General features: G+C 45.0%; 27 protein-coding genes and 1 riboswitch. Of the genes, 16 read left to right on the forward strand and 11 right to left on the reverse strand.

Translation table 11 applies throughout. The features are described from left to right. Positions 1–9: 9 nt before the first annotated feature. Entirely contained in the window at positions 10–948 is a 939-nt protein-coding gene (locus GDZ68_RS13705) for a hydroxymethylglutaryl-CoA lyase (RefSeq protein WP_153722874.1), read from the forward strand. Between the two features lie 170 nt (positions 949–1,118). Beyond that, a complete protein-coding gene (locus tag GDZ68_RS13710) occupies positions 1,119–1,991 on the forward strand; it encodes a helix-turn-helix transcriptional regulator (RefSeq protein ID WP_153722875.1) in 873 nt (290 codons plus the stop codon). 334 nt (positions 1,992–2,325) lie between these two features. Here the strand turns inward: GDZ68_RS13710 and GDZ68_RS13715 are convergent, their stop codons facing one another. From GDZ68_RS13715 to GDZ68_RS13730, 4 genes are read right to left on the reverse strand one after another with little or no spacing between them, the layout of a single operon-like run. After that, positions 2,326–2,676: a hypothetical protein gene (locus GDZ68_RS13715; protein ID WP_153722876.1), complete on the reverse strand. Its 351-nt coding sequence runs from the start codon at positions 2,674–2,676 to the stop codon at positions 2,326–2,328. A gap of 13 nt (positions 2,677–2,689) precedes the next feature. Next, on the reverse strand, positions 2,690–3,457 hold the full coding sequence (locus tag GDZ68_RS13720) for an energy-coupling factor transporter transmembrane component T family protein (RefSeq protein WP_153722877.1): 768 nt from the start codon (positions 3,455–3,457) through the stop codon (positions 2,690–2,692). Then, a complete protein-coding gene (locus tag GDZ68_RS13725) occupies positions 3,435–4,919 on the reverse strand; it encodes an ABC transporter ATP-binding protein (RefSeq protein WP_153722878.1) in 1,485 nt (494 codons plus the stop codon). Before GDZ68_RS13725 ends, GDZ68_RS13720 begins: the two co-directional genes overlap by 23 nt. Position 4,920: 1 nt before the next feature. Next, entirely contained in the window at positions 4,921–5,490 is a 570-nt protein-coding gene (locus GDZ68_RS13730) for an ECF transporter S component (protein WP_228551107.1), read from the reverse strand. Between the two features lie 81 nt (positions 5,491–5,571). Beyond that, positions 5,572–5,683, reverse strand: a riboswitch (TPP riboswitch). A 163-nt stretch (positions 5,684–5,846) separates the two neighbouring features. On the opposite strand from GDZ68_RS13730, the gene GDZ68_RS13735 reads away from it, so the two are divergent. Next, the gene (locus tag GDZ68_RS13735; RefSeq protein WP_153722879.1) at positions 5,847–6,422 is read left to right on the forward strand and encodes an exonuclease domain-containing protein; all 576 of its coding nucleotides are present in this window, start codon (positions 5,847–5,849) and stop codon (positions 6,420–6,422) included. A 227-nt stretch (positions 6,423–6,649) separates the two neighbouring features. Beyond that, positions 6,650–7,012, forward strand: coding sequence for a hypothetical protein (locus GDZ68_RS13740; protein WP_153722880.1), 363 nt, complete (start codon positions 6,650–6,652; stop codon positions 7,010–7,012). 90 nt (positions 7,013–7,102) lie between these two features. Here the strand turns inward: GDZ68_RS13740 and GDZ68_RS13745 are convergent, their stop codons facing one another. From GDZ68_RS13745 to GDZ68_RS18120, 7 genes are all read right to left on the reverse strand, one after another. After that, entirely contained in the window at positions 7,103–8,788 is a 1,686-nt protein-coding gene (locus GDZ68_RS13745) for a methyl-accepting chemotaxis protein (RefSeq protein WP_153722881.1), read from the reverse strand. A gap of 356 nt (positions 8,789–9,144) precedes the next feature. Next, positions 9,145–10,236, reverse strand: coding sequence for a LolA family protein (locus GDZ68_RS13750; RefSeq protein ID WP_153722882.1), 1,092 nt, complete (start codon positions 10,234–10,236; stop codon positions 9,145–9,147). Then, positions 10,233–10,886 carry a sensor histidine kinase gene (locus tag GDZ68_RS18235; protein ID WP_255425148.1) on the reverse strand — a complete coding sequence of 218 codons (654 nt, stop codon included), beginning with the start codon at positions 10,884–10,886 and terminating at the stop codon, positions 10,233–10,235. Before GDZ68_RS18235 ends, GDZ68_RS13750 begins: the two co-directional genes overlap by 4 nt. Next, a complete protein-coding gene (locus GDZ68_RS18240; RefSeq protein WP_228551108.1) occupies positions 10,807–11,685 on the reverse strand; it encodes a HAMP domain-containing protein in 879 nt (292 codons plus the stop codon). Before GDZ68_RS18240 ends, GDZ68_RS18235 begins: the two co-directional genes overlap by 80 nt. Further along, entirely contained in the window at positions 11,682–12,383 is a 702-nt protein-coding gene (locus GDZ68_RS13760) for a response regulator transcription factor (protein WP_153722883.1), read from the reverse strand. The genes GDZ68_RS18240 and GDZ68_RS13760 overlap by 4 nt, the downstream gene beginning before the upstream one ends. A 138-nt stretch (positions 12,384–12,521) precedes the next feature. Further along, the gene (locus tag GDZ68_RS13765) at positions 12,522–12,866 is read right to left on the reverse strand and encodes a winged helix-turn-helix transcriptional regulator (RefSeq protein WP_228551109.1); all 345 of its coding nucleotides are present in this window, start codon (positions 12,864–12,866) and stop codon (positions 12,522–12,524) included. Next, a complete protein-coding gene (locus GDZ68_RS18120) occupies positions 12,853–13,047 on the reverse strand; it encodes a hypothetical protein (RefSeq protein ID WP_194841170.1) in 195 nt (64 codons plus the stop codon). The genes GDZ68_RS13765 and GDZ68_RS18120 overlap by 14 nt, the downstream gene beginning before the upstream one ends. 97 nt (positions 13,048–13,144) lie before the next feature. Here GDZ68_RS18120 and GDZ68_RS13770 point away from each other — a divergent pair, with 97 nt between their 5' ends. The 12 genes from GDZ68_RS13770 (at position 13,145) to GDZ68_RS13825 (ending at position 21,343) form a co-directional block, all read left to right on the forward strand. After that, on the forward strand, positions 13,145–14,074 hold the full coding sequence (locus tag GDZ68_RS13770; protein ID WP_153722907.1) for a YitT family protein: 930 nt from the start codon (positions 13,145–13,147) through the stop codon (positions 14,072–14,074). Positions 14,075–14,092: 18 nt separating this feature from the next. After that, a complete protein-coding gene (locus GDZ68_RS13775) occupies positions 14,093–14,299 on the forward strand; it encodes a hypothetical protein (protein WP_153722885.1) in 207 nt (68 codons plus the stop codon). Between the two features lie 39 nt (positions 14,300–14,338). After that, positions 14,339–15,748, forward strand: coding sequence for a SulP family inorganic anion transporter (locus GDZ68_RS13780; protein ID WP_153722886.1), 1,410 nt, complete (start codon positions 14,339–14,341; stop codon positions 15,746–15,748). An 11-nt stretch (positions 15,749–15,759) separates the two neighbouring features. Further along, positions 15,760–16,173, forward strand: coding sequence for a universal stress protein (locus GDZ68_RS13785; protein ID WP_153722887.1), 414 nt, complete (start codon positions 15,760–15,762; stop codon positions 16,171–16,173). Positions 16,174–16,523: 350 nt separating this feature from the next. Continuing rightward, entirely contained in the window at positions 16,524–16,886 is a 363-nt protein-coding gene (locus tag GDZ68_RS13790; RefSeq protein WP_153722888.1) for a VOC family protein, read from the forward strand. A 69-nt stretch (positions 16,887–16,955) separates the two neighbouring features. Beyond that, positions 16,956–17,876: a DMT family transporter gene (locus GDZ68_RS13795; protein WP_153722889.1), complete on the forward strand. Its 921-nt coding sequence runs from the start codon at positions 16,956–16,958 to the stop codon at positions 17,874–17,876. 235 nt (positions 17,877–18,111) lie between these two features. Further along, entirely contained in the window at positions 18,112–18,498 is a 387-nt protein-coding gene (locus GDZ68_RS13800; protein WP_153722890.1) for a hypothetical protein, read from the forward strand. A gap of 41 nt (positions 18,499–18,539) precedes the next feature. Continuing rightward, a complete protein-coding gene (locus GDZ68_RS13805) occupies positions 18,540–18,926 on the forward strand; it encodes a hypothetical protein (RefSeq protein ID WP_153722891.1) in 387 nt (128 codons plus the stop codon). A 272-nt stretch (positions 18,927–19,198) separates the two neighbouring features. After that, a complete protein-coding gene (locus tag GDZ68_RS13810; protein WP_153722892.1) occupies positions 19,199–19,795 on the forward strand; it encodes a hypothetical protein in 597 nt (198 codons plus the stop codon). A gap of 55 nt (positions 19,796–19,850) precedes the next feature. Further along, positions 19,851–20,387 (forward strand): DinB family protein, encoded by a 537-nt coding sequence (locus GDZ68_RS13815; protein WP_153722893.1) that lies wholly within the window; start codon positions 19,851–19,853, stop codon positions 20,385–20,387. A gap of 88 nt (positions 20,388–20,475) precedes the next feature. After that, positions 20,476–20,676 (forward strand): hypothetical protein, encoded by a 201-nt coding sequence (locus tag GDZ68_RS13820; protein ID WP_153722894.1) that lies wholly within the window; start codon positions 20,476–20,478, stop codon positions 20,674–20,676. 46 nt (positions 20,677–20,722) lie between these two features. After that, positions 20,723–21,343, forward strand: a complete 621-nt coding sequence (locus GDZ68_RS13825; RefSeq protein WP_228551110.1) for a transglutaminase-like domain-containing protein — start codon at positions 20,723–20,725, stop codon at positions 21,341–21,343. Positions 21,344–21,526: the final 183 nt, after the last annotated feature.

The raw sequence follows: 21,526 nt of genomic DNA on the forward strand, positions 1-21,526 counted from the left end.
CGTTCACTAATGGAAAAGTCTAAAAAGGTGATCATTACTGAAGTTTCTCCAAGAGACGGATTTCAAAGCCTGCCTCAGTCTGTACCGACTGAAATGAAAATCGATATTATCAATCGTATTTTGACTTGTGGTTTTAAGCAGGTGGAAGTCACTTCATTTGTCCATCCTAAAGCAGTCCCGCAAATGAGCGATGCTGATGAAGTGCTGCAAGCGATTGACCGTCCTGATGGCGTTATTCTTCGAGCACTCGTACCAAATTTGCAGGGTCTTGAACGTGCGATTGCCGCAAAAGTGGATAAAGCAAAACTCATGCTGTCCGCAACTGATTCACACAGCTTGAACAATGCGAACGCTAAGACTATGGACGCGATGCGCGGTTTTGAAGAATTGGCAGCGCGAGCAGAGTCTTCTCCAATAAAAGTCAGCGGTTCTATTTCTGTTGCATTCGGTTGTCCATATGAAGGAATAGTTCCAATTACGCGGCATATTGAAATTTGTAAACGTTACGAACAATTGGGCATAACTGATATTTCATTGGCGGATACGACGGGCATGGCTAATCCAGAAAGTGTAAAGAGAATTGTCTCTGGTTTACAAGAGCGGTTCCCTGAATTTCAGTATTCTCTGCATCTCCATAATACAAGAGGAATGGCATTCGCGAATGCAGTGGCGGGCCTGGCAGAAGGAATTGTTGATTTTGACAGTTCATTGGCCGGGCTCGGCGGCTGCCCGTATGCTCCGAATGCTAGCGGCAATATTGCAACGGAAGATCTTGTACATGGTTTTGAAGAAATGGGGATCCAAACCAATTTGGACTTGGACCGGATTCTTAATACTGCAAAATTGCTGCAGGAAAAGTTTCCGAATGAATCGGACAGTTTCTTGCTGAAGGCAGGGAAGTGCTCGGATTTACACAAAGCACCGACTGAACAAATAAAGTTGGGATAGACGGTTATCATGCTTTAACAGAGAGACACTTCCAAACTGGAGGTGTCTTTTATTTCATTTACATAAGACTTATCCCTTTCTTAGAACAAGCTATATTTCAGAAAAACCTTAGCAATTTGCATCAAAAAAGGAGTGAGAAAGTCAGGTATGATGGAAATGAGGTGGTGGAGATGGAATATAGCGAAGTGACTCAAACCGTCATTGCCTGTATCGAGGAGCATTTGCTGGAAGATTTGGATTTAGAGTATTTTTCGGCGCTCACAAGTTACTCCAAATTCCATTTGTTGCGGGTATTTAAGAAAGAAACTGGAAAAACGATAGGAGAGTACATTAGATATAGACGATTGGCTGTGGCGGCTAATTTACTAGTGAATTCGAATGAAACCGTAATTACTATTGCTTTTACATTACGATTTAATTCGCAAGAGGCTTTTTCCAGGGCATTTAAGGAAATATATAATTTTCCGCCAGGTCAGTATCGCAAGCTAATGAAAATGTTTAGATTAGAGGGGGAGAATGGTATGGAACATCAAGAGATCAAGGGCTGGATGTTGAGCGGGACGAACATAGAATTGTATGAAGCCAAGTTAGATACTCAAGTTTTTCATTCAGGAAAGCAGTCGGCTGTTTTATATTCTACGGAAGAGAACAGTGAGGAGCAGTTTGCTACGTTGATGCAGGAGTTTCAATCCGCTGCGTACAATGGAAAAAGAGTGCGGCTGTCCTGTTATTTGAAATCAGAAAATGCAACGAAGTGCGGCGCATGGATGCGGATTGATAATGCTTCTGGCGATCCGATTCAGTTTGATAATATGGATTCACGTGCAATTTCAGGAACAACGGAATGGAACCATTATGCCGTCGTTTTAGATGTGCTGCCCGAGAGTGTGTCGATTCATTTCGGTGTGTTGCTGTCCGGTGCAGGCAAGGTCTGGATGGATGGATTCCGTTTTGAAGAAGTAGATCTCAATGTGCCCGTTACCAATATGCTTTCAAAGAGGCATCTGTCTGTGCAACCTGCAAATTTAGACTTCTCTGATTAACAGAAGGAAGCGATGAGCGAGAGGGGATATTGTGAGTTGAAAACAAAAGCGTATGTAATTTCAGCACTCCTTATTTTCGCCGTTATAATTATCGGTAAAATCCTCTTTTACAATACCATTGGTCATTTTGTAAAAGGTTTATGGGGAAATTAATAGGCAATGTAGGGTTGTGTTTAAATTTAAGTAGTTCCCAATGAAAGTTCGGGAAACATATGATTCTTCACAACAGGTTATTTAAAAATAACATTAATTGTAATAGCCCTTGATCTGGCGGATCAAGGGCTGTGTTTTATATAGTAAGTGATCTTACAAATCTGGTTCGAGAAAGTCCTTCTTACGCCAAGATCGACCGAATCATATGAATCGAGTCCCACTCTCCGAATGAAAACTTAGTAATCGGATACTTTTTCGGGAACAGATGATTCTGTATTTCTCTATCATCGCAGCCTTCTCCGTGCAAATCCAATACTTTCTGACCCAGCCCGGTGAGATACTCCAGTTTCTTCTCCATCGCTTTGCGCCCGTCCTTCACATAGCCCGCATGGCAGCAGAACATTTCCTCATAATCATGTGACAGTACCGTCTCAATCGATCGGATGATATCGGGGATATGCTCTTCCCGCAATACCAGCTTTGTTTTCGGGTTGACATAGAGGTCGCCGGAAAACAGCTGGCCTGTAAACAATTAGTTGATTTCCTTATATAAAAGCCAGCGATAAGGCGGTGGCAATGACTGTAATCATCACGATCACAAAGACTGTATCCATCCGGCTGTAGTGAGTAGTGTAATAGTACGTCCTCGCTGCGCCCATCTGATACTGCTTGGCTTCCATGGCAACCGCAATGCGCTGCGCACGGCGGATACTCTCTGCAAACAGGGGAACGGTGTACATCTGCAGACGTTCGTAAACGCCTTTAACACCTCTAGAAAATTGGATATTCCGGACTTTCAACGCATTCCTGCGAATCTGAAGTTCTTCCGTTACGGCAGGGATCAGCCGGAATGACGCGATAAAGCTGTACGCATATTTTGACGGCATCCGGAATTGCTGCATCATCGCGTAGAAAAACAGCACAGGCTGAATTGTCAGCAGAAATGTGAAGCCGACAAATCCGAATGACAGCGACTTACTGCCGAGCAGCAGACCGTGCTGTATGCTCTCTTCAGAAATCTTGATTAAATACCACTGCCATAGCACGGTATCTCCTTTACCGAACATGATCAGTGTCAGTGCGGAAGACAGGAATGAAATCAGCAGCGGAATCGACAGCAGGGCTAGCTTCCTGATGGAATAGCCGCTGAATAGATAGAACAACATTCCGTAGAAAACAGCCTGCCAGACAGCAAACGGGAAATTTTGATTAAAGAGCGTGATGAGTAATAGTGCAAAGAACACGACAAATTTCAGCGCAGGATTCACTTGAAACAGCCATGTTTTGCGCTCAGGCGTGAACCATGCGAGCATTCCGGCCACCTCCCGCAGAATCCGTGTGCACTATGCCGTCAGCTACTGTCCAGACTGATGTAGCAAAGTGTTCAACAATCTCCATATCATGCGTCACCATTAGAATCGTGACGCCTTCTGTCCGCAGCTGTTCAAGTTTTTCAAGTATCGCGAACGTATTGCGGGCGTCCTGTCCGAAAGTCGGCTCGTCCAGCAACACAATATCAGTTTCGGGAGTGAGCGCGGTTGCGACACTAAGCCGGCGTTTCTGACCTGTTGAGAGCTGGTAGGGGTGGCGGCCGGCTGAATCCGGCAAGTTAAACAAATGCATCAGCTCCTCGGCATACATGTCCGCCTGATCTTTTGGCATGCCGTGTAATGAAACGGTCAATTCCTCCGCAATCGAGTTCGTGACAAATTGCAGTTCGGGATTTTGAAAGACGAGGGACAGGCCTTTTGGAAGGGGCCGTTTCTTCTTTTTCTGGATAACAGGCTCGCCGTTCACTTCATAAATACCTTCTGTTCGCAGCAGTTGCATAAGTGACAGCAGCAGAGTGCTTTTGCCTGTACCGTTTTCACCTGTAATCGTAATCCAGTCCCCTGACTTCACCTCTGCGCATTCTGCCTGGATTTTCGGTGTGTTTCCGCGAAAACCGGTAAAGTCTTTTAATCGAATTTTATTGGAAGAACCGGCGGGCTTGCGGTTGTGCATCATCGAGCGGAAACTATTCAGTTCCAGATACTCTTTCCACACGCCCGGATACCAGATGCCATAGCGCTTCAATTCTTCTTGATAATCTGCGAAAATAGCCGCCGGCGGACCTTCTGCGATGATTATTCCATTGTCGCTGAACAGTACAACCCGGTCTACCCAGTCGGCAATCAAATCAATTTTATGCTCTACAATGATCACTGTTTTATCAGCTGCCGCCTGTTTAATGGAAGACCAGATCTGCTCCGTACCATCGGGATCCAAAAGGGCGGACGGTTCATCAAGAAACAGGACATCGGGCTCCAGCAGCAATACAGAAGCCAGCGCCAGACGCTGTTTCATGCCCTGCGACATTTCGTTAATTGGCGAATGTGATGTGTTCAGCTGCAGATCTACACGCTTGAGCGCTTCTTCAATCAAAGGTGCCATTTCATCCCGCGGCACTTGCAGATTCTCCAGCACAAATGCCAGTTCTTCATCTGCATACGTCATGCAGAATTGCGTATCAGGATCTTGGAAGACGAATCCCCAAGATTCAGGCAGTTCAATTTGGTCTGCTTTCATTGGCAGCTCAATGGAGTTTGGAATGATGCCGCTCAGTACTTGAAGCAGTGTCGATTTTCCGCAGCCGCTTGGTCCGAGCAGCAGAACTTTTTCACCCCGCTGCACAGAAAACGAGAGATCTTTGAAAACTAATGAATCCTCACCCGGAAATTTTAGACGCAGATTGGTGACGCCGGCCGGGCATTGTTTCGAATGAACCATCTTCATGTTACCGGTCCAGCATCGAATATTCTTTTTTATCAACAGGACGGATTAAAGAGGTCACACCTGTTTTTTCAAGAGCGCGGACAATCAGTACAGCAAATATGCCGGTGAAGATAAATGCGCTGATCGCACGCAGTCCATATTTCACAATGAGAGCCCAAGTTTCGAGCGCGGCATAACCGTACACCAAATCAAGTGTGAAGCTGGCAGCACAGGAAGCAACACCTGCAAGTCCTGCAACCAGCATGGAAAATCGTTTATAGCGGGCTGCCGCAAATACTAATTCAGCTGCCAGACCCTGTACAAATCCGTACATTAATACTTCAATACCGTGGCCTGCAAACGCTGATAAACTTGCACCTGCAATACTGGCAATCAATGCGGTGCCGGGTTTGCGGATGAGCAGGTAGGCGAAGGGTCCCACCATGAACCACATTCCATAGATAAGCTGGCGGGCAACCGGCATGATTGGTTTGACTACCGTGTAAAGGTCATCCCAGAATTTCATGAGGATGCCGAAGACCACGCCGATCATGATGGTGATCAGCAAATCTGTAAACTTTAATTTCTTCAATAGATTCCACTCCTTTTATTTTTGCCTAAACAAAAAGCCGTCTGAAAGAGCAGACAGCCGAGGAGGGAAATTCATCCCGATTATTCCATCGAACACGCTCTCTACGCTGGCATTACCCAGATCAGATTCACGGTCAGCAGTGGTTTCATCTGCTATCTCAGCCTGATTCACTCAAGCACCCGTACGGACAATTATGTTAGCAATGCTAGTATACAGCAGACAGATTTGTCTGGCAACCTGTCAATGATCAGAGCAAGATGCTACTGCAGAACATGGGTGCGCTGGTATAATAGAAGAAAAGACGGCGCTGGAAGAGTCAGTTGCTAGTGATTAATTGACAGAGAAGGAGTTTTTCAATGAATAAACAGATAGCCTTTATAGATGTGGAAACGACGGGTATGAGTGCGGAAGGCAGTGAAGTGATTGAACTCGGAGTCATGCTCGGGGAATTTGAAAATAACCGGATTGTCCGTGTGACAGACGAGTATTGCGAGTTTCAGGAGCCATTTCAATCGATACCTTCGACGATTACGAGAATTACAGGGATCCATGATCGGATGGTGAGAGGGAAGTCGCTTGATATGAATAAAATCATATCAATTTTAAGCCAGGCAGATGGGATCGTGGCGCATAATGCTGCATTTGACAGGGGGTTCGTCAGCCGGCTGCTGCCCGAAACGCTTGATATGGACTGGTATTGTTCCGTCCGGCAGATCAGATGGAAAGATTATGGTTTTGAAAACGGCAAACTGCAGCAGCTGCTGAACGCACACCGGATTGACGTGAAGCAGGCGCACAGAGCGCTGGATGATGCGAAAAATCTTGCAGTGTTGTTGAATCATTCACATTCGAAACTGGCGGAAGACGCAACGTTCATTTCATATTTAATGGAGAAGAATCCGCTGAAGAAGCCGGCTGGATTACGCAGATAACTAATGAGAGCCGCCCGTAAAGTCATTTTTAATTGGCTTTGCGGGCGGCTCCTTTTTGGGTTACGGCCGCTTAGATTACTCTATGATCATCCATTGTGTTTTTAAGGATGGTATGGGTGATAATGCCTTAAAGGGAAAAGTCTTTAGTGAGCCTAAAAGCATATTTTTATAGAACTTTAGAACTCTGTAAGGTATACTGTAATAATAGTTTAAAAGGAGTGGTTAACATGAATGCCCAAGAGTTATTTAAAGCAATTAATCAATGTGTGGATGAACTGGATTTTATTTCTGCCAGAAAGTATATGGAGCAGAATAAGACCTTGCTGCAACGGGGAAAACATCGCCTCAATCGAAATGCACAGGAGCTGTTCCAATTTGTCACAGACAGAGGCGGTGAGCAGCTGAGCCAAAAAGATATCAATATGCTCCACGCAATAAACCGTTATGCTTCCAATTTTGACATACGGGCGTTTAAATTGATTGTAAAAGATCAGGCACCGCTGATTAGCAGAAAGGATTCGCTGATGTACTTGAATGATGATGCGAAAACTCTTTTGGAAAGTATGAATGCTGTCAGTGTAAATGCGTAGGATGTGAGTGTTGGAATGAATCTTGAAAGGCAATTAGAAAAGCGCCTGTTCTGAAGGTTACAGAACAGGCGCTTTTAAGATTTGAAATAATTACAGTTTAAACTGTCGGACAAGATTATTCAGTTCTTCTGCCAACGCTGCCAAGTCACCCGAACTTTTTGCGACTTCTTCCATCGCGCTGCTTGCCTGCTCGGAAGAAGCGGATGTCTCTTGTACTCCAGCTGCGGATTCTTCTGTGATGGCAGCAATTTCTTCGATAGAACTGCTCATTTCTTCACTGTTCGTCGAAATAGCCTGCAGATCTTGTGCCATACCGCGGATTCGTTCAGTCATTGCTGTTACGGCCTCATTGATTTTCTGGAAGGTTTCTCCTGTTCGCTCGATTTGGCCCGTTCCTTCCTCGACTTCTTTATAACCCATTTGAAGCGAATCTGTCACCATACTGGACTCGCTTTGAATCCGACGGACGATATCGGTAATGGTCGTTACGGAAGCGGAAGACTGCTCAGCGAGTTTCCGGACTTCATCAGCCACGACTGCAAATCCCTTGCCGTGCTCGCCGGCTCGCGCAGCTTCAATTGCTGCATTTAAGGCGAGCAGATTGGTCTGTGCCGCAATGTCTTGGATGACGGAGACGAGTTCTGAAATCTGTTGGGTATGCTGATCCAGCCCCTCTACTTTCAGGACAGCTTCATGCACCATCTTATCGATCAATCCCATCTGTTTGGAAGAGGAATTCATCAATTCGCTGCCTTCAACCGTCATTCCCAAAATTTCATCAGAAGACTGCTGAATGAAACGTCCGCTTTCATTGGCACCAGCGACTTTCAGCACAAAAGATTCCATATTGCTTGACAGGCTGGACGCATTGTCTGCCTGCGACTCAGTACCGTGTGCCAAATCTTCCATCGTCGTGGCAATTTGCTCCGTGCCGGCTTTCACTTCATTAGCTGACTGGGTCAGCTCCTCGCTCTGTATAGAAACAGTGGAGGATACATGCCCGATTTCGTCGAGCAGATGATGAGTGCTTCTGTTCATCTCATTCGTAGATGCAATCAGCTGTCCAATTTCATCCCGGAGATGAGTCTCAAGCGGTTCGCCGGTCAAATCACCGTCTGCCAGCCGCTTCATGCGGTCGTTGACAATTCCAAGCGGCCGGGTAATTGAATTCGATGTGACGAGCGCGGCGGCAATGCTCAGCAGTATCACCAGTATAATCACACTGGTTACTACGACGGCAGTTGTTTTACCGCCTGCCAGCATCTCTTTTTCCAGTTCAATGATGAATTGCTCCCGGTTACTGGCAGTCTCTTCATAGGCGCCCATCAAGGAGAGGGCTTCCTCATTTAATGCGAGCAGATTGACGCGGGCTTCCTCCTCATTGCCTCTCTTATACTCTGTAAATACATCATCCGTGATCGCTTCCCGCCATTTGACAGTGCGGTCCATCAGATCCATCGTCTCCTGGCTGGTGCCGAGTTTACGGATGGTTTCTTGATGAGCTGCACTGTCCGCAGTATATTCATCAAATAAATCCTGATAGTGCTGCTCTCCTGTCAGGATGAAGCCTCTCGATGTAGCTATGCGGTTCGCCATATCTAGAGACAGCTGCTCATCTGCAATCAGCAGTGGCAGCTCCTTCTCCAAAATATTTTGTGTTAACTTATTGTTTTGCTGCAGGGTATATATCATATATGACCCGACCAGCACGATTAATAGAACGACCACCGAAAAACCAAACAGCAACTTCCCCCGAATACTTTTGAAAGTACCCATTTTTCCACTCTCCTGACTGACAATTAATGATCATCGGATTTTCATGAGTTATATGTAATAAGAACGAGTGTTCAGTGAAAATATGAAACTACCGATGAAAGTAGGTGCTTATAGTATAGCTCTTTTTCATAGTGTTTACTATGAGCTAGTGAAAAAGACTTAAAAAATTCTTTTTTATCAGCTGTGAGGGAAGTATGGGAGTATTCAAAAAATACCCCTGCATCTATGTGCGGGGGCATGGATTACTTGAGTTTATTTTTTACTCTGCTTCAAATACAGCAAGGTGACGCTGATTGAATAGATCAGCAAAAACATGATGACTGTCAAATACCAATTCAACAAGAATTCCTCCTCATCTATTCTTCTGTCAGCTTCATCGATTCTAAATAGGTTAGTGCCTCGTCAAAATCAATTTCGGGGTTTTCCAATATGATATTATACTGCAATCCGTTCTCTTCCCATTCCATGAACCGGAATCCGCTGCTGTCCATTTTCGTTCCCTGCTGCCCGCGGATGGTCAGTTCCTCTTCAGCACCCACTTGTCCGAAGTCTACTGCATTCGGCAATGGTTTTAAAACAGTCAGGGAAAAGGCGGGCAAGTCATTTCTCTTATAGTCAAACGAATACTCCGGACGATCCTCAATTCCTTCTAATACAGTAATCCGGTCTAATTGAAGTCCGTCTGTTTCAGGTATTTGATAATACGAACCAAGTGATTCCTTCACGTCTTCCAATGAAACTTCCTTTGGTGCGTAACTTTCATCATCCATTACTTCAACAGTCGCATCTTCGGGGAAATCTAAGACAAATAATTCTTCTTCCAATTTGGGCTTGAAATCAATCTTCGTATATTCCTGTGTCAGTTCAGTATGAGCGCTTTTTGAAACCGATTTCAGTACCATCCAGGTCTCTTTATCGATCCAGATATCTTGATCGCCAATCAAGGATGCATCGTCTTTTGTCTTTGCGACTATGTGGAAAGTATCTCGTCCGGCAACTTTTTCATCCGCTTCATTGGTGAAATCATGTGTGTCTTTTATTAGTTTCAATAAATGCTCAGCTTGCTGGCGGGGAGACTGCTGCATGAGCGCTGCTTGGTCTTCGCTAGAAAACTTCATGATATTGACGGTGTTGCTTGCTTGATCATAAACTGACAGCTGCTGACCGTCATTGATTGCAATACTCTGCTCATCCCCGTCCCCAGATGCGATTTCCACTCTTCTTTTTCCATCTTCAGACACCCACTCTTTTGCAGAAAAATCACTTTCATCGTCACTGAAATGCATCGTATATTCGGCGTAGTATGACGTAGTTTCATCCGCTTCTTTCAGTGCGGCATTGACGACCTCCTGCGGTGAAAACTGACTCTCTTCAGAAGTGCATGCTGCCAGTCCGACTGCGAAAAACAGCAGGACCATAATAGATAAGGATGGTTTCAACCAATTCATCCATTTTCCTCTCCTTTACTTGGCGGCAGCCAGCAAATGATCGCCGTGCCGATTGCCTCAGAAGACACCATTCGAACCGTGCCGCCGTGTTTTTCAATAATTTGTTTTGTGATACTCAAGCCGAGCCCATTTCCGCGGTCGCCGGCTTTTGTCCTCGCCATGTCTGCTTGGAAAAGTGGTTCGAACACACGAGTGAGCTGCTGTTCGGATACACCTTTCCCTTCATTTTGTACAATTAAATATAAACCGTCATCAGCCGTCATTGCTTGCTGTACAAAATCATATGTCCAAGAAGGGACCACCTTTGCATCAGTTGCAGATAAACCGATGCTTCCTTCAACTGCAGTATGCGAAATAGCATTCGCAACTACATTATCCACAACCCGCATCATTTGTTTGGCATTGACTGCAAATTCTCCGGTCACATCCACCTGCATATCCAATGAAATTTGCTTCTCATCACATAGCGTCTGATAACCGGAAAGCAGCATATCGAAAAACTCATCGCCTTCGACTGCCACAAATTCCATGTCATATGTGCTGGATTGCAATAATGTATACATCGATAAATCATCGAGCATTTGCCGCATATAATTTGCCTTTGCGACAATGACATCGTAATATTCCGATTGCTCTGCGGGTGACCGCATCCCTGATTGCAATGCTTCCGTATAAGCACGAATCGAAGTAAGCGGTGTTTTTTAAGTCATGGGAAATACTTGCAATCATCAATTCTTTCTGCTTTTGTTCCGCAGCGAGTTTCTGCTTGGCAGATTCCAATTCTGCCTGCATAGCGGCAAAACTCTCAGCCAGCTCACCAATTTCATCATTCCGTTTTGGCATAGGTGCAACGTTTTTCCCTTTTGCGAAAGATGCCATCTGTTCCATCAGCAACTGCAGCGGCCGAATTAATTTGCGGTTGACGAGCAGAGCAACTGCGATGAACAATGCAAGGAAAAATACGGTAAATAAAGCGACGACGAGCCATGTTCGCTGTTTGACCGCAGCCGTCCATTGATCACGCGGCAATTCCACTTCATAGACTCCGACAAGCGAATTGCCGACAAAAACGGGTTCTTTATAAATATAAGTTCCGAATTTACGCTGCAGCTTAAAAAAGTCTTCATAGAGGTCGTTCTTTGAAACGAATGACAGAGGCTTCAACGGATGGGAAGAATACAGCATATATCCCGAACTCAAGTAAAGCGTAATCGAAATTTGATCGTTAGCCAAACTGTCGATCGATTTCCAATCAGCATTCAGTTGGTAGAGTGACGGATCCTGTAATAGCTCTTCTGTTTTCTGCACTTCCAGCCAGCTGTCCAAATATTCTTCTACATTCTGATCTTGATGGTAGGAGTTGATCCAGGCGAACAGTCCATAACCCGCAGCGATCGGCAGCAGCATGACGAGAAGATAGGACAGCAAAAGCCACGTTTTGATCTTCATTGCAGGTCACCGATAAAGCGGTAGCCTTTTCCCCAGACCGTCTGAATGAAGCGGGGTTCTTTGACCGGATCCTGCAATTTTTCCCGTAGTGCCTTCACATGCACCGTCACTGTATGGGTTTCGCCAAGCTCTGCCTGCTGCCAGACGTGGCGGTAAAGTTCCTCTTTGGAAAAGACGCGTTCCGGATGCTGCGCCAGCAGTTTCAGCAGTTCAAATTCCTTGCGGGTCAATGAAATTTCCGTGTTGTGGAGAAATGCCCGTTCGCTTTGCCAATCAATCAGCAGTCCGGCACGATATACTGTCTGCTCTGCTTGCAGTTCCTGTCCGTTATAACGCCGCCATCTGCGCAGCTGGGCCGCCACTCGCGCTGTTAATTCCGTCAAACTGAACGGCTTGGCTACATAATCATCCGCACCGATATCAAGCCCCGTCACTTTATCTTCATCTTCATTGCGCGCGCTGATCATGATGATCGGCACGTCGCTCGCCAGACGGATATTTTTGCACAATGTGATTCCGTCCATTTCCGGCAGCATCCAATCGACCAGCACCGTGTCATACTGCCCGGCTTGGAAGTCCTCCCATCCTTCCAGGCCCGTCGTTGCCCACGTTACCCGGTAGCCTTCCAGCCGCAGCGTGTCCCGTATGATCCGTGCGATTTCCGCGTCATCTTCCACGAGCAATATCCGTTCCTCCATAGCAACTCCTCCTGACTGTACTTTATCACCGGATCTGCGAGCATCCCGATAGTTTACAAAGGCTTTATAATTCATCTTCCAAATAAAAACGCCTGTGCAGCAAGCATGTGAATTCCATGGTTGCTGCACAGGCGTCCGTCATTTCATTTGTCGCTTGAACTCTTCCTTTGTCGCCGCCCAGTCCATCATGGCCTGAAAAACTTTCTTGAATTCATAACCCGGCGGCGTCAGCTCATACTCGACTTTTTTCGGTGCGTCAGCGAGCACATGCTTGATGAGCAGCCCTTCCTGCTCCAAATCTTTCAGCCGTTCGGATAACAGACGGTCCGAAATACCGTCGATGGAATTCAGCAGTTCGTGATAGCGTTTCGGTCCTTCAAATAATTGATAGACGATGATTCCTGTCCAGCGCTTTCCGATAAACTCAATGGCGCTCCGGTACAAGTCACAGGTCGTCTGATTCTGCTCCTCATTTTGTGTCAAGATGAAAACCCCGTTCATGTTTTTCTACATCATACCATATTCCCAAAAACTTGACGGCCGGATGATCATAGAAAGCGGCTAAGCGCTCATGGATTCCGCCGGGGTGCTCATAGCAGAGGTTTCGCCGCTCATAGGCGACTTCCAAGTGATCATAGAGCCAGTGAACTTGATCATACGGCATCTCGGGGCGCTCATAGCGAAACAGCGGCACCTTCATTAAATTAGGGACTGACCAAATGCCGCAGTGGGTATACTAAAAGAAAGCACACGAAATGAAAATGGAAAGAGGCGGTGTGATGGTGAAAATGGTAAAGCAGAAGCATCTATGGATTCGGAACTTTTTTCAAGCATTTATGGTAGTGGCCGGCTCTGTCATTACGGCATATGGGCTTGAGTCCGTGCTTATTCCGAATAAAGTCTCAGACGGAGGTGTGACGGGACTGAGTATTGTAGGTTCGCAATTATTCGGCGTACCACTTGGTATGTTGATTGCGGTACTCAATATCCCGTTTGTCATTCTGGGCTATTTTCAGATCGGCCGCCGGTTTGCCGTGCTGTCTGTCATCGGGATTGCTGCACTCGGGATCAGCACCTCGCTCATGCACCATGTGCCGATTATTGTACAGGGCGATGCATTGCTTGTGACGGTAGTGGGCGGCATTATTATCGGGATCGGAATCGGGCTGGCACTGCGGAACGGCGGCGCACTGGACGGTATTGATATGCTCGCCGTACTGCTTTCAAGAAAACTGCCGTTTGCGACGAGCGACTTGATTTTATTTTTGAATATCTTTGTATTTATCATTGTTTCATTCGTCTTCGGGCTGACAGGGGCCATCATGTCCGCGATTGCTTATTTCATCGCGTCAAAAGTGATCAGTATTATGGAAGTCGGTCTGAGCGGTTCAAAGGCATATAAAATCATGACCGATGAATCTGAAGCGATGATTGAGGAAATTCGCATCCGTCTGGGTCACAGTGCCACGTACCAAACGGTGCAAGGAGGCTATTCCAATCAAAACTTCATGGAAATCACTTGCATTATCCATCGTCTCGAAGACAGTAAGATGAAGGAGATCATTCGGGATGTGGACAAGCATGCCTATGTGGCGGTGTATGACGTGGCGGAGTTTAAGAGAGGGAATTTATACAAGAATCGTACAGCAGACAAGAAGAAAAATGGCCGGCATCCAGGGAACCCCTATTAATTGATGAGGTGATGGACAATGGATCGCAAAGCTGTGCAGCAAGAAATGGTACATTGCACTGTGAAAGAACTTCACGAATGGAAGAAGCATGCGGAAAAATGCTTTCAGTATTATACAAAGTACTGGAATGAATATGAGATTGAAGAGTGCTTGTTTATCATGACGAAAATTGACGGCGAGCTGCAAAAAAGAGAAAAAATCCTATACGAAAATAACTCAAGGTGATATGCTGTCTCGAGATAAATAACACGGAAGGGGAACGTTATGCACTCTTTACAGCAGCAATGGTTTGGAAATGTAAGGGCCGATTTATTGGCGGGAATTGTCGTCGGACTGGCACTTATTCCGGAGGCGCTCGCATTCGCCTTCATCGTCGGAGTCGATCCGCGTGTCGCGCTCTATGCTTCATTTACTATTGCAGTCATTACATCATTTGTCGGCGGCCGACCGGGGCTGATTTCTGCAGCTACCGGCGCGATGGCTTTGGTTCTCGTCAGCTTGATGGCAGATCACGGCCTGGAATATGTTCTTGCAGCTACCGTCTTAACAGGAATCATTCAATTTATACTGGGAGGGCTGGGTGTCGCGAATTTAATGCGGTTTATCCCGAACTCCGTCATGCTCGGTTTCGTCAACGCACTCGGCATTATGATATTCATGACGCAGCTGCCATATCTGGTGGGCTCCGGCGGCATGACCTATGTATTTGCCATCGCGACTTTGATTTTAGTTTACGCAGTACCGCGTTTTTTCACCGCGATACCGGCACCGCTGATTGCGATTGTCGTCATGACGGCAGTGGCCCTGTTCAGCGGCATCAAACTGCAGACCATCGGCGATTTAGGAACGATGCCGAATACATTGCCGGCATTTTTCCTGCCGGATATCCCGCTGAACTTTGAAACCTTGAAAATCATTCTGCCGTATTCATTGGCTTTGTCGGTTGTCGGTTTATTGGAATCATTGCTGACCTCGCAGGTGCTCGATGATATGACCGATACGCCGAGCAATAAAAATCGGGAAGCACGCGGACAGGGTATCGCCAATTTCATCACCGGATTTTTCGGCGGCATGGCAGGCTGCGCGCTGATCGGTCAATCCATGATTAACATGAAATCAGGAGGAAGAGGACGGCTGTCGACATTTACCGCTGGTGTATTCCTGATGTTTCTAATCATTGTGCTGGGGGATATCGTAGTGAAAATCCCGATGCCTGTACTGGCCGGCGTCATGGTGATGGTAAGTATGACGACATTTAACTGGGGTTCATTCAAATTCCTGCGGTCTGCGCCCCGTTCAGAATCGCTCGTCATGCTGATTACAGTCGGCATCATTTTATATACGCATAACTTGGCAATCGGCGTAGTGGCTGGAGTCATTATGAGTTCGCTGTTTTTTGTTGCAAAGATTTCCCGCGTGAGTGTTACGAATGAATCGGGCGTCTATAAGGTAAGCGGTCCTTTGTTCTTCGCTTCCACTACGAAGTTCCTTCACTCGTTTGATTCGGTAACTGAAAAAACTATCGTGATTGATTTTGAAAACAGTCAGCTGTGGGATGAGTCGGCGGTCGGTGCAATCTTTAAGCTGAAGCAGAAGCTCGCGGATAAAGGGATAGAGGTAACAATCAAAGGGCTGAATTCATCAAGCGAATTATTATATGAAAAGTTATTGTGAGGTGGAATGAAATGAAAATTGCTGTAGCAATAGACGGTTCAGAAAACGCAATGCGTGCAGCTGAGCATGCCGTGCTCCTTGCCCGCTACTTGCCTGATGCGGTGCTGGATATTATTTTTGTAGCGGATTTGAGTAAAGCAATGGACGAGCGGCTGCTGACACAAACACCGGAAAGCATGGCGCTGAAGCGGGAACAAAAAGTGCATCCCGTACTGAAGATGGCGGAAGAAGCAGACATCTACTCGGAACTGACCACACTTAAGGGCAATCCAAGTCAGGAGATCATCAAGCATGTGAACTCTTCAGGCACAGATCTGCTTATCATGGGCAGCCGCGGCCTGAACGCATTTCAGGAAATGGTTCTTGGCAGCGTCAGCCACAAAGTGCTCAAGCATGCGAACTGTCCGGTGACTGTGGTGAAATAACGGCCGGACTTAGCGGGCAGGGAAGTGGGCCGGCAGTGGAATGGTGCGGTTCGCGGCGGGTTTGGTTCGTTGAAAATCGTGAATGGCGCGTTGCGGACTGAGTAACGCTCGGTTGAAGCTGTTTTTGGTTCGTTTACCACCATTTTTCGTGCAGTGCCGGGACACTTTCGCGCGTTTACACTTTCACAAAGACAGTTATAGTGTGAATTACGAGGGAAATATAGATAAAAAGAGGACATCATTTGCAGGAGAATCGATGTCCTCTTTTTGTATTGATTTATAGCGTTTTAGCGATAAGATAGTAAGTTAAAGCAAGTTATATGATTATCTGAAAAGAGGGGGAAATTTAAATGATTCTTGGACTGCATCATGCACAGATTACTATTCCAAAAGGGATGGAAGAGGAAGGGAAAAAGTTTTATTGCAGCATATTGGGGCTGGAAGAAATAGAGAAACCAGAGTCATTAGAAGGCCGCGGAGGATTTTGGTTAAAGGTCGGCGATCGAGAAGTTCATGTAGGGACTGAAGATGGTTTTGATAGAAAGACAACTAAAGCCCATTTAGCGTATTTGGTGTATGACATAAAACATTGGAGAAGTGTGTTAGGAGAAATTCATGTTCAAGTCATAGAAGGAGTTCCGATTCCAGGTTTCGACCGTTTTGAGTTTAGGGATCCATTCGGCAATCGAGTGGAAATGATTCAGGAATTATAGGATGAATCTTTCAATTACGCCGTCGGTAATTTCGAACATATCAACTAAGCAGGATAAGGGGACGGTTTTATGGAGCATGTGGCGCCTCATAGCAAGAGCACTTATTGGATAGGTGTCATGGCCCTCCTGCTGTCCGCAATTCTGACAGCGGGCAGCCAGGTTTATTATGGAAACCGCGTACAGGCTATTCATCCTTTTTTATTCACCGGAATCAGTTTTTTTATCACCGCTTTTTATTTTCACTGGTTTGCACAAAGGCAAAAAATATCTTATCGATGGGGGAAGGCTAAGTATCCTTTGCTGAAGCTGAATCTAGCTTCCATGTTGACCTTCATGGGATTTTATTTTGCATTAAAGTATATTGAACCGGCCATCGTGAGTTCATTGGAAATGGGAATTGGCCCTTTGTTTGTCGTCTTGATTGCTCTATCGCAAAGGCAAATTGTTAAGCGAGAGACCTTGATAATCGCGTTAGGAACTTTGATGACGACAATGATTTTAATTTACGCAGTGTTTACTGGCCAGTCGGCAGTGGCTATGCAATTTGATGGGAAGATGCTGCTTGGTATATTAGCGAGTATTTCGTGCGGACTGGGAGCTGTGCTTTGTACTATTTACTCTAAACAGCTGAGTACGATTGGCTGGACCAGTTCAATGATCTTATCCAAACGATTTTACGGGATTATTTTGTTATCGTTCATTTTCACATATGACTTGATAGTCGATTATATGGCTGAAAACATAGGCTGGATTTTAGTAATTACGCTGACCGGTGTTCTAATCCCCATGTATTTATTGCAAAAAGGAATTCAATACTGTGAACCCTTTTTAGTCATGATGTCTTTGAGCTTTATTCCTGTGTTCACCTTTTTCTTGCAAGCATTCGATCCGAGACTGGAGTGGTCTACATTAACGTTGCTTGGTGTCTTGTTATTGTTCGCCTTAGGAAGCGTAAGCGTGATTGCAGAGAGAAAAAAGCAGAAGTGTTAAAGTAGTGTCATTATTATATCGTTATATTCTGAACGCCCGAAAAAATCCGGGCGTTTTTTTAGTTCTAATTTGGAGTTGATACATTTGAAATAAATTTGAAAAATCCGACCTATTAGAGCCGCCATTGGATTATTATTGTATGACAGGAGAAGTATGAATGAACGGAATCCAGAGATGTAGAGAATGAGGTGACAAGTTCGTAATAGATGCGTTTATTATGAAGGGGGAAGATGCCATGAGATACCCAGGATGGATTGGTCTGCTTCTTCTATTATTGGCAGGCTGTGTGAACAGCGATAAAGAGGATTCTCTGCTTAACGATGAGTTTACTTTCTCCTATGAAAAGGACTTTATTGAAAAGGAAGATGAGCAGATAATTCAGAGCTGGTTAAACGAATCAGAGCAAACGCCTACGCGAGTGTACGAGATTAATGATGAACTGAATGAACGTTATTTTCTCTATGGCCATTCGAATAAATACAGCGATGTAGATGTCGAGCTGAGGGATCAGGTTTTACTACTGCATTTCAAAAATAAAAAGAAAGGTGCATCAGAACCAGACGCGTTTGTGAATATTAGATTTAATCCTGAAAAAATTCATATGACAGTCGTCAAGGATTGATAGTTTGTCCAGCAGGCTGCAAAAGTTTGGAGTGTAAGAGAATGGAGAGAGTTCGGGCGATGAAAAAGGTATGGGTTATGTTAGTGCTAATAGTCTTAGCTTTATCGGCTTGTAGTTCCCCTGAATTGGGTTTGAAAGAAGTGTCTAAGGTACCTGACCGCGTCCAGGAGAAAATTGTTTCCGATCTACAGCTGCAATTAATTATTGATAAAGAACATGTGAATTATCTAATCTTCCACTCTGCCGGCGAGGTGGAAGCGAGTGTCGAGGCAATCGAGAATGTGGCGACAATCAAGCTGGACGTCACAAATGGAGAAGCTGGCGATGTTACACGAAATATATACTTATTCACAACGGGCGATAATACGGATACGATTAATATTTTAATAAATGGGGAGCCTGCTGTGATTGATGTTATTTCGACCTAAGCACAGAATGTATCCTGGATTGGCAGGAACAGAGCAAGTGTATGACTCGGAAAGTGTTTGCATTCATTGACGAGTTGTAAAATTTTGCAACCATTTACATGTCTTCTGCGTAAGTAAAGGAGAGTGGGCAGGAGAGATTGGAAAGGAGAGGACGATCATTAATATAAGGTTGCTGATAGTGGGATATATTATTTATTTCGTGAAGATAAAAAGGGAACGGTCATCTGCCGTGAAGCTCAATTGAAGTCATCAATGGAAAGGAGAGAGAAGCTGTGAATAAAAAGAAAGGCAGGCTCGTCAAAACTGGAATTCTTTCAGCCTTATTCATCATATTTGTTTCCTTCATGACATGGTTCTATCCTTTTTCGCCATTCAGTCTGTACAAAAGCTATACGTATAAACCGACAGAGGTACTCTACAACAATAAGACGTATGAGGAATTGCTGAATGAATTTACAGAAGTCTACCGGGAAGATCTGGAGAAAGCCTATGAAAGTTCTCCGGAAGAAATAAATAAAATGGTCGTCCAGACTCAGTATTTGCTCCCTGTTTTTGAACAGAACTGGCTGGTCGGGACCGATCCCGCAGCCATTAACCAAGAGCAATTAGAAGTTATCCTGCACTTTACAGAAAACAGCCGGGATATTTTATTGGATTTTACTCTCCAAGAGGACTACACACAGGAGCAGCGGCGTGAACTGCTGAACAGCATACATAATATGTTTCAATTGGAAGATCGCATCGAATATCTGGTGGATTCGAAGTACATGTCCAGAAAAAACCTTGCCTATTCATTCGATAATTTGCGGGGAGAATTTAGAGATGCTTTCCGGTTTTATGTGGTACCTTTCTATGAAAGTGCCAAGTAGGAATAGGGGTGGTATAACTCTACAGCATATATTCCATAAAAAGGGGGCGGCATATATGGACGCAGCAACTATATACTTGGAGATTGTTCAGAAACGGTTTAACAGTGTAAAAAAATTGGGCGACTCTACGATTAGCCAATTATCAGAAGAAGACATTCATTGGAAATTAAATGATGCTTCAAACAGCATGGCCGTCATTGTAAAGCATGTAAGCGGCAACATGGTCTCCAGGTGGACGGACTTTTTGACAACGGACGGGGAGAAGTCTTACCGGAATCGAGACCGGGAGTTTGAAGATGATATCAGCTCGAAACAAGAACTGAGGAATACCTGGGAAAAAGGCTGGCTGGTGTTTCTGGATGCTTTGAGTGATTTGAAAGCTGAAGACTTACTGAATGAAATCACTATAAGAGGCGAGAAACACACTGTGCTGGAAGCGATTGAAAGACAAATGTCTCATTATTCTTATCATGTTGGTCAAATGGTGTATATCGGAAAGCAATTGAAGGGTGATGAGTGGGGAAACCTGAGCATTCCAAGAGGGGAATCGCAAAAATACTTACATGAAAATCTAGAAAAGTATCAGTCCTAAGGAGGTAGTATAATGTGAGAAAACCTTTTAGCATGTGGTCACTTGTTTTCATCGTTCTGGAAACGCGATCAATTGGGCGGCCGCAGACATGATGGAACCAGTTGTATTACTAGGGCTTATCCTTTTACTAGTCGGTATAATTTTAAGCTTTTTCGCTTTTATGAGAAGGGAAAAAGGCGTGGTTAAGGTCATATCAGCTGCAGCTTTTTTCATTATTTTATTCTGCCTGGTGTGGTTTGAGCCGATGACATTGATTTATATATTGACTTGGCTGAAAACTGTTTTTTAATGATGGTTAGCCAACTGCGGTCGACTCGTATATTAAGAGATAATGAATGGGGGAAAGTCAGGTTATGATTTGCGAATCAAATAATTTGAACGACTATTTACAGGAAACTAGCGAAATAGATTTTTCCGATCCGTTGATTAAAGAACATGCCGCTAAGCTTTTCAACTCTTCACAGACCGATATAGAAAAAGCAAAAATCGCTTTTGAATTCGTCAGAGATGAAGTTTCTCATTCTTGGGATATCCAAAGTTCAAAGATCACTTGTAACGCTTCGGAAGTGTTGCATGAGAGGGAAGGAATTTGCTATGCGAAGTCGAATTTATTGGCAGCTTTCTTGCGGTCTCAGAGCATACCGGCCGGATTTTGTTATCAGCGGTTACTATTATTTGATACGCCGGAGAAAGGATACTCCCTCCATGCCTTGAATGCCGTATATCTAGCAAAGCTTGGCAAATGGATCAGACTGGATGCGCGCGGCAATAAGGAAGGCGTGGATGCTCAATTTTCATTAGATGAAGAAAAACTGGCGTTTGTAGTTCGTGAGGAATTGGACGAGAAAGACTATCCGGTCATTTATGTAAATCCGAATCCCGAGACGGTATCCACTCTGGCAGCCCATACAGATACGCTGGAAATGTATATCCATCATTTGCCGGACAGTATATGAAGGTTGCTGTTACTCTGCTAGTTCATCAGCGGAATGAAAGCAGCAGATAGGAATGCAGAGAGGGGTGTTGACAGGAGATGAACGGCGAGCAAATTAATTCTGACAAGTCCGCCATGAATAACCCGAAGTAGATTATGTGGCACAACAAGTTACTTGTACTGTCATATACAAAGAGAAAATTTA

Source organism: Sporosarcina cascadiensis (assembly GCF_009650995.1).
Taxonomy (GTDB): domain Bacteria; phylum Bacillota; class Bacilli; order Bacillales_A; family Planococcaceae; genus Sporosarcina; species Sporosarcina cascadiensis.

Excerpts from the sequence above, each read along its gene's own strand:
- GDZ68_RS13820 (WP_153722894.1), top strand. The coding sequence starts at position 20,476 with ATGATGGAACCAGTTGTATTACTAGGGCTTATCCTTTTACTAGTCGGT.
- GDZ68_RS13710 (WP_153722875.1), top strand. The coding sequence starts at position 1,119 with ATGGAATATAGCGAAGTGACTCAAACCGTCATTGCCTGTATCGAGGAG.
- GDZ68_RS13740 (WP_153722880.1), top strand. The coding sequence starts at position 6,650 with ATGAATGCCCAAGAGTTATTTAAAGCAATTAATCAATGTGTGGATGAA.
- GDZ68_RS13780 (WP_153722886.1), top strand. The coding sequence starts at position 14,339 with ATGCACTCTTTACAGCAGCAATGGTTTGGAAATGTAAGGGCCGATTTA.
- GDZ68_RS13815 (WP_153722893.1), top strand. The coding sequence starts at position 19,851 with ATGGACGCAGCAACTATATACTTGGAGATTGTTCAGAAACGGTTTAAC.
- GDZ68_RS13800 (WP_153722890.1), top strand. The coding sequence starts at position 18,112 with ATGAGATACCCAGGATGGATTGGTCTGCTTCTTCTATTATTGGCAGGC.
- GDZ68_RS13825 (WP_228551110.1), top strand. The coding sequence starts at position 20,723 with ATGGGGGAAAGTCAGGTTATGATTTGCGAATCAAATAATTTGAACGAC.
- GDZ68_RS13785 (WP_153722887.1), top strand. The coding sequence starts at position 15,760 with ATGAAAATTGCTGTAGCAATAGACGGTTCAGAAAACGCAATGCGTGCA.
- GDZ68_RS18240 (WP_228551108.1), bottom strand. The coding sequence starts at position 11,685 with ATGAAGATCAAAACGTGGCTTTTGCTGTCCTATCTTCTCGTCATGCTG.
- GDZ68_RS13750 (WP_153722882.1), bottom strand. The coding sequence starts at position 10,236 with ATGAATTGGTTGAAACCATCCTTATCTATTATGGTCCTGCTGTTTTTC.
- GDZ68_RS13705 (WP_153722874.1), top strand. The coding sequence starts at position 10 with ATGGAAAAGTCTAAAAAGGTGATCATTACTGAAGTTTCTCCAAGAGAC.
- GDZ68_RS13745 (WP_153722881.1), bottom strand. The coding sequence starts at position 8,788 with ATGGGTACTTTCAAAAGTATTCGGGGGAAGTTGCTGTTTGGTTTTTCG.
- GDZ68_RS13775 (WP_153722885.1), top strand. The coding sequence starts at position 14,093 with ATGGATCGCAAAGCTGTGCAGCAAGAAATGGTACATTGCACTGTGAAA.
- GDZ68_RS13735 (WP_153722879.1), top strand. The coding sequence starts at position 5,847 with ATGAATAAACAGATAGCCTTTATAGATGTGGAAACGACGGGTATGAGT.
- GDZ68_RS13770 (WP_153722907.1), top strand. The coding sequence starts at position 13,145 with ATGGAAAGAGGCGGTGTGATGGTGAAAATGGTAAAGCAGAAGCATCTA.
- GDZ68_RS13725 (WP_153722878.1), bottom strand. The coding sequence starts at position 4,919 with ATGAAGATGGTTCATTCGAAACAATGCCCGGCCGGCGTCACCAATCTG.
- GDZ68_RS13805 (WP_153722891.1), top strand. The coding sequence starts at position 18,540 with ATGGAGAGAGTTCGGGCGATGAAAAAGGTATGGGTTATGTTAGTGCTA.
- GDZ68_RS13790 (WP_153722888.1), top strand. The coding sequence starts at position 16,524 with ATGATTCTTGGACTGCATCATGCACAGATTACTATTCCAAAAGGGATG.
- GDZ68_RS13795 (WP_153722889.1), top strand. The coding sequence starts at position 16,956 with ATGGAGCATGTGGCGCCTCATAGCAAGAGCACTTATTGGATAGGTGTC.
- GDZ68_RS13760 (WP_153722883.1), bottom strand. The coding sequence starts at position 12,383 with ATGGAGGAACGGATATTGCTCGTGGAAGATGACGCGGAAATCGCACGG.
- GDZ68_RS13720 (WP_153722877.1), bottom strand. The coding sequence starts at position 3,457 with ATGCTCGCATGGTTCACGCCTGAGCGCAAAACATGGCTGTTTCAAGTG.
- GDZ68_RS18120 (WP_194841170.1), bottom strand. The coding sequence starts at position 13,047 with ATGCCGTATGATCAAGTTCACTGGCTCTATGATCACTTGGAAGTCGCC.
- GDZ68_RS18235 (WP_255425148.1), bottom strand. The coding sequence starts at position 10,886 with ATGCGGTCACCCGCAGAGCAATCGGAATATTACGATGTCATTGTCGCA.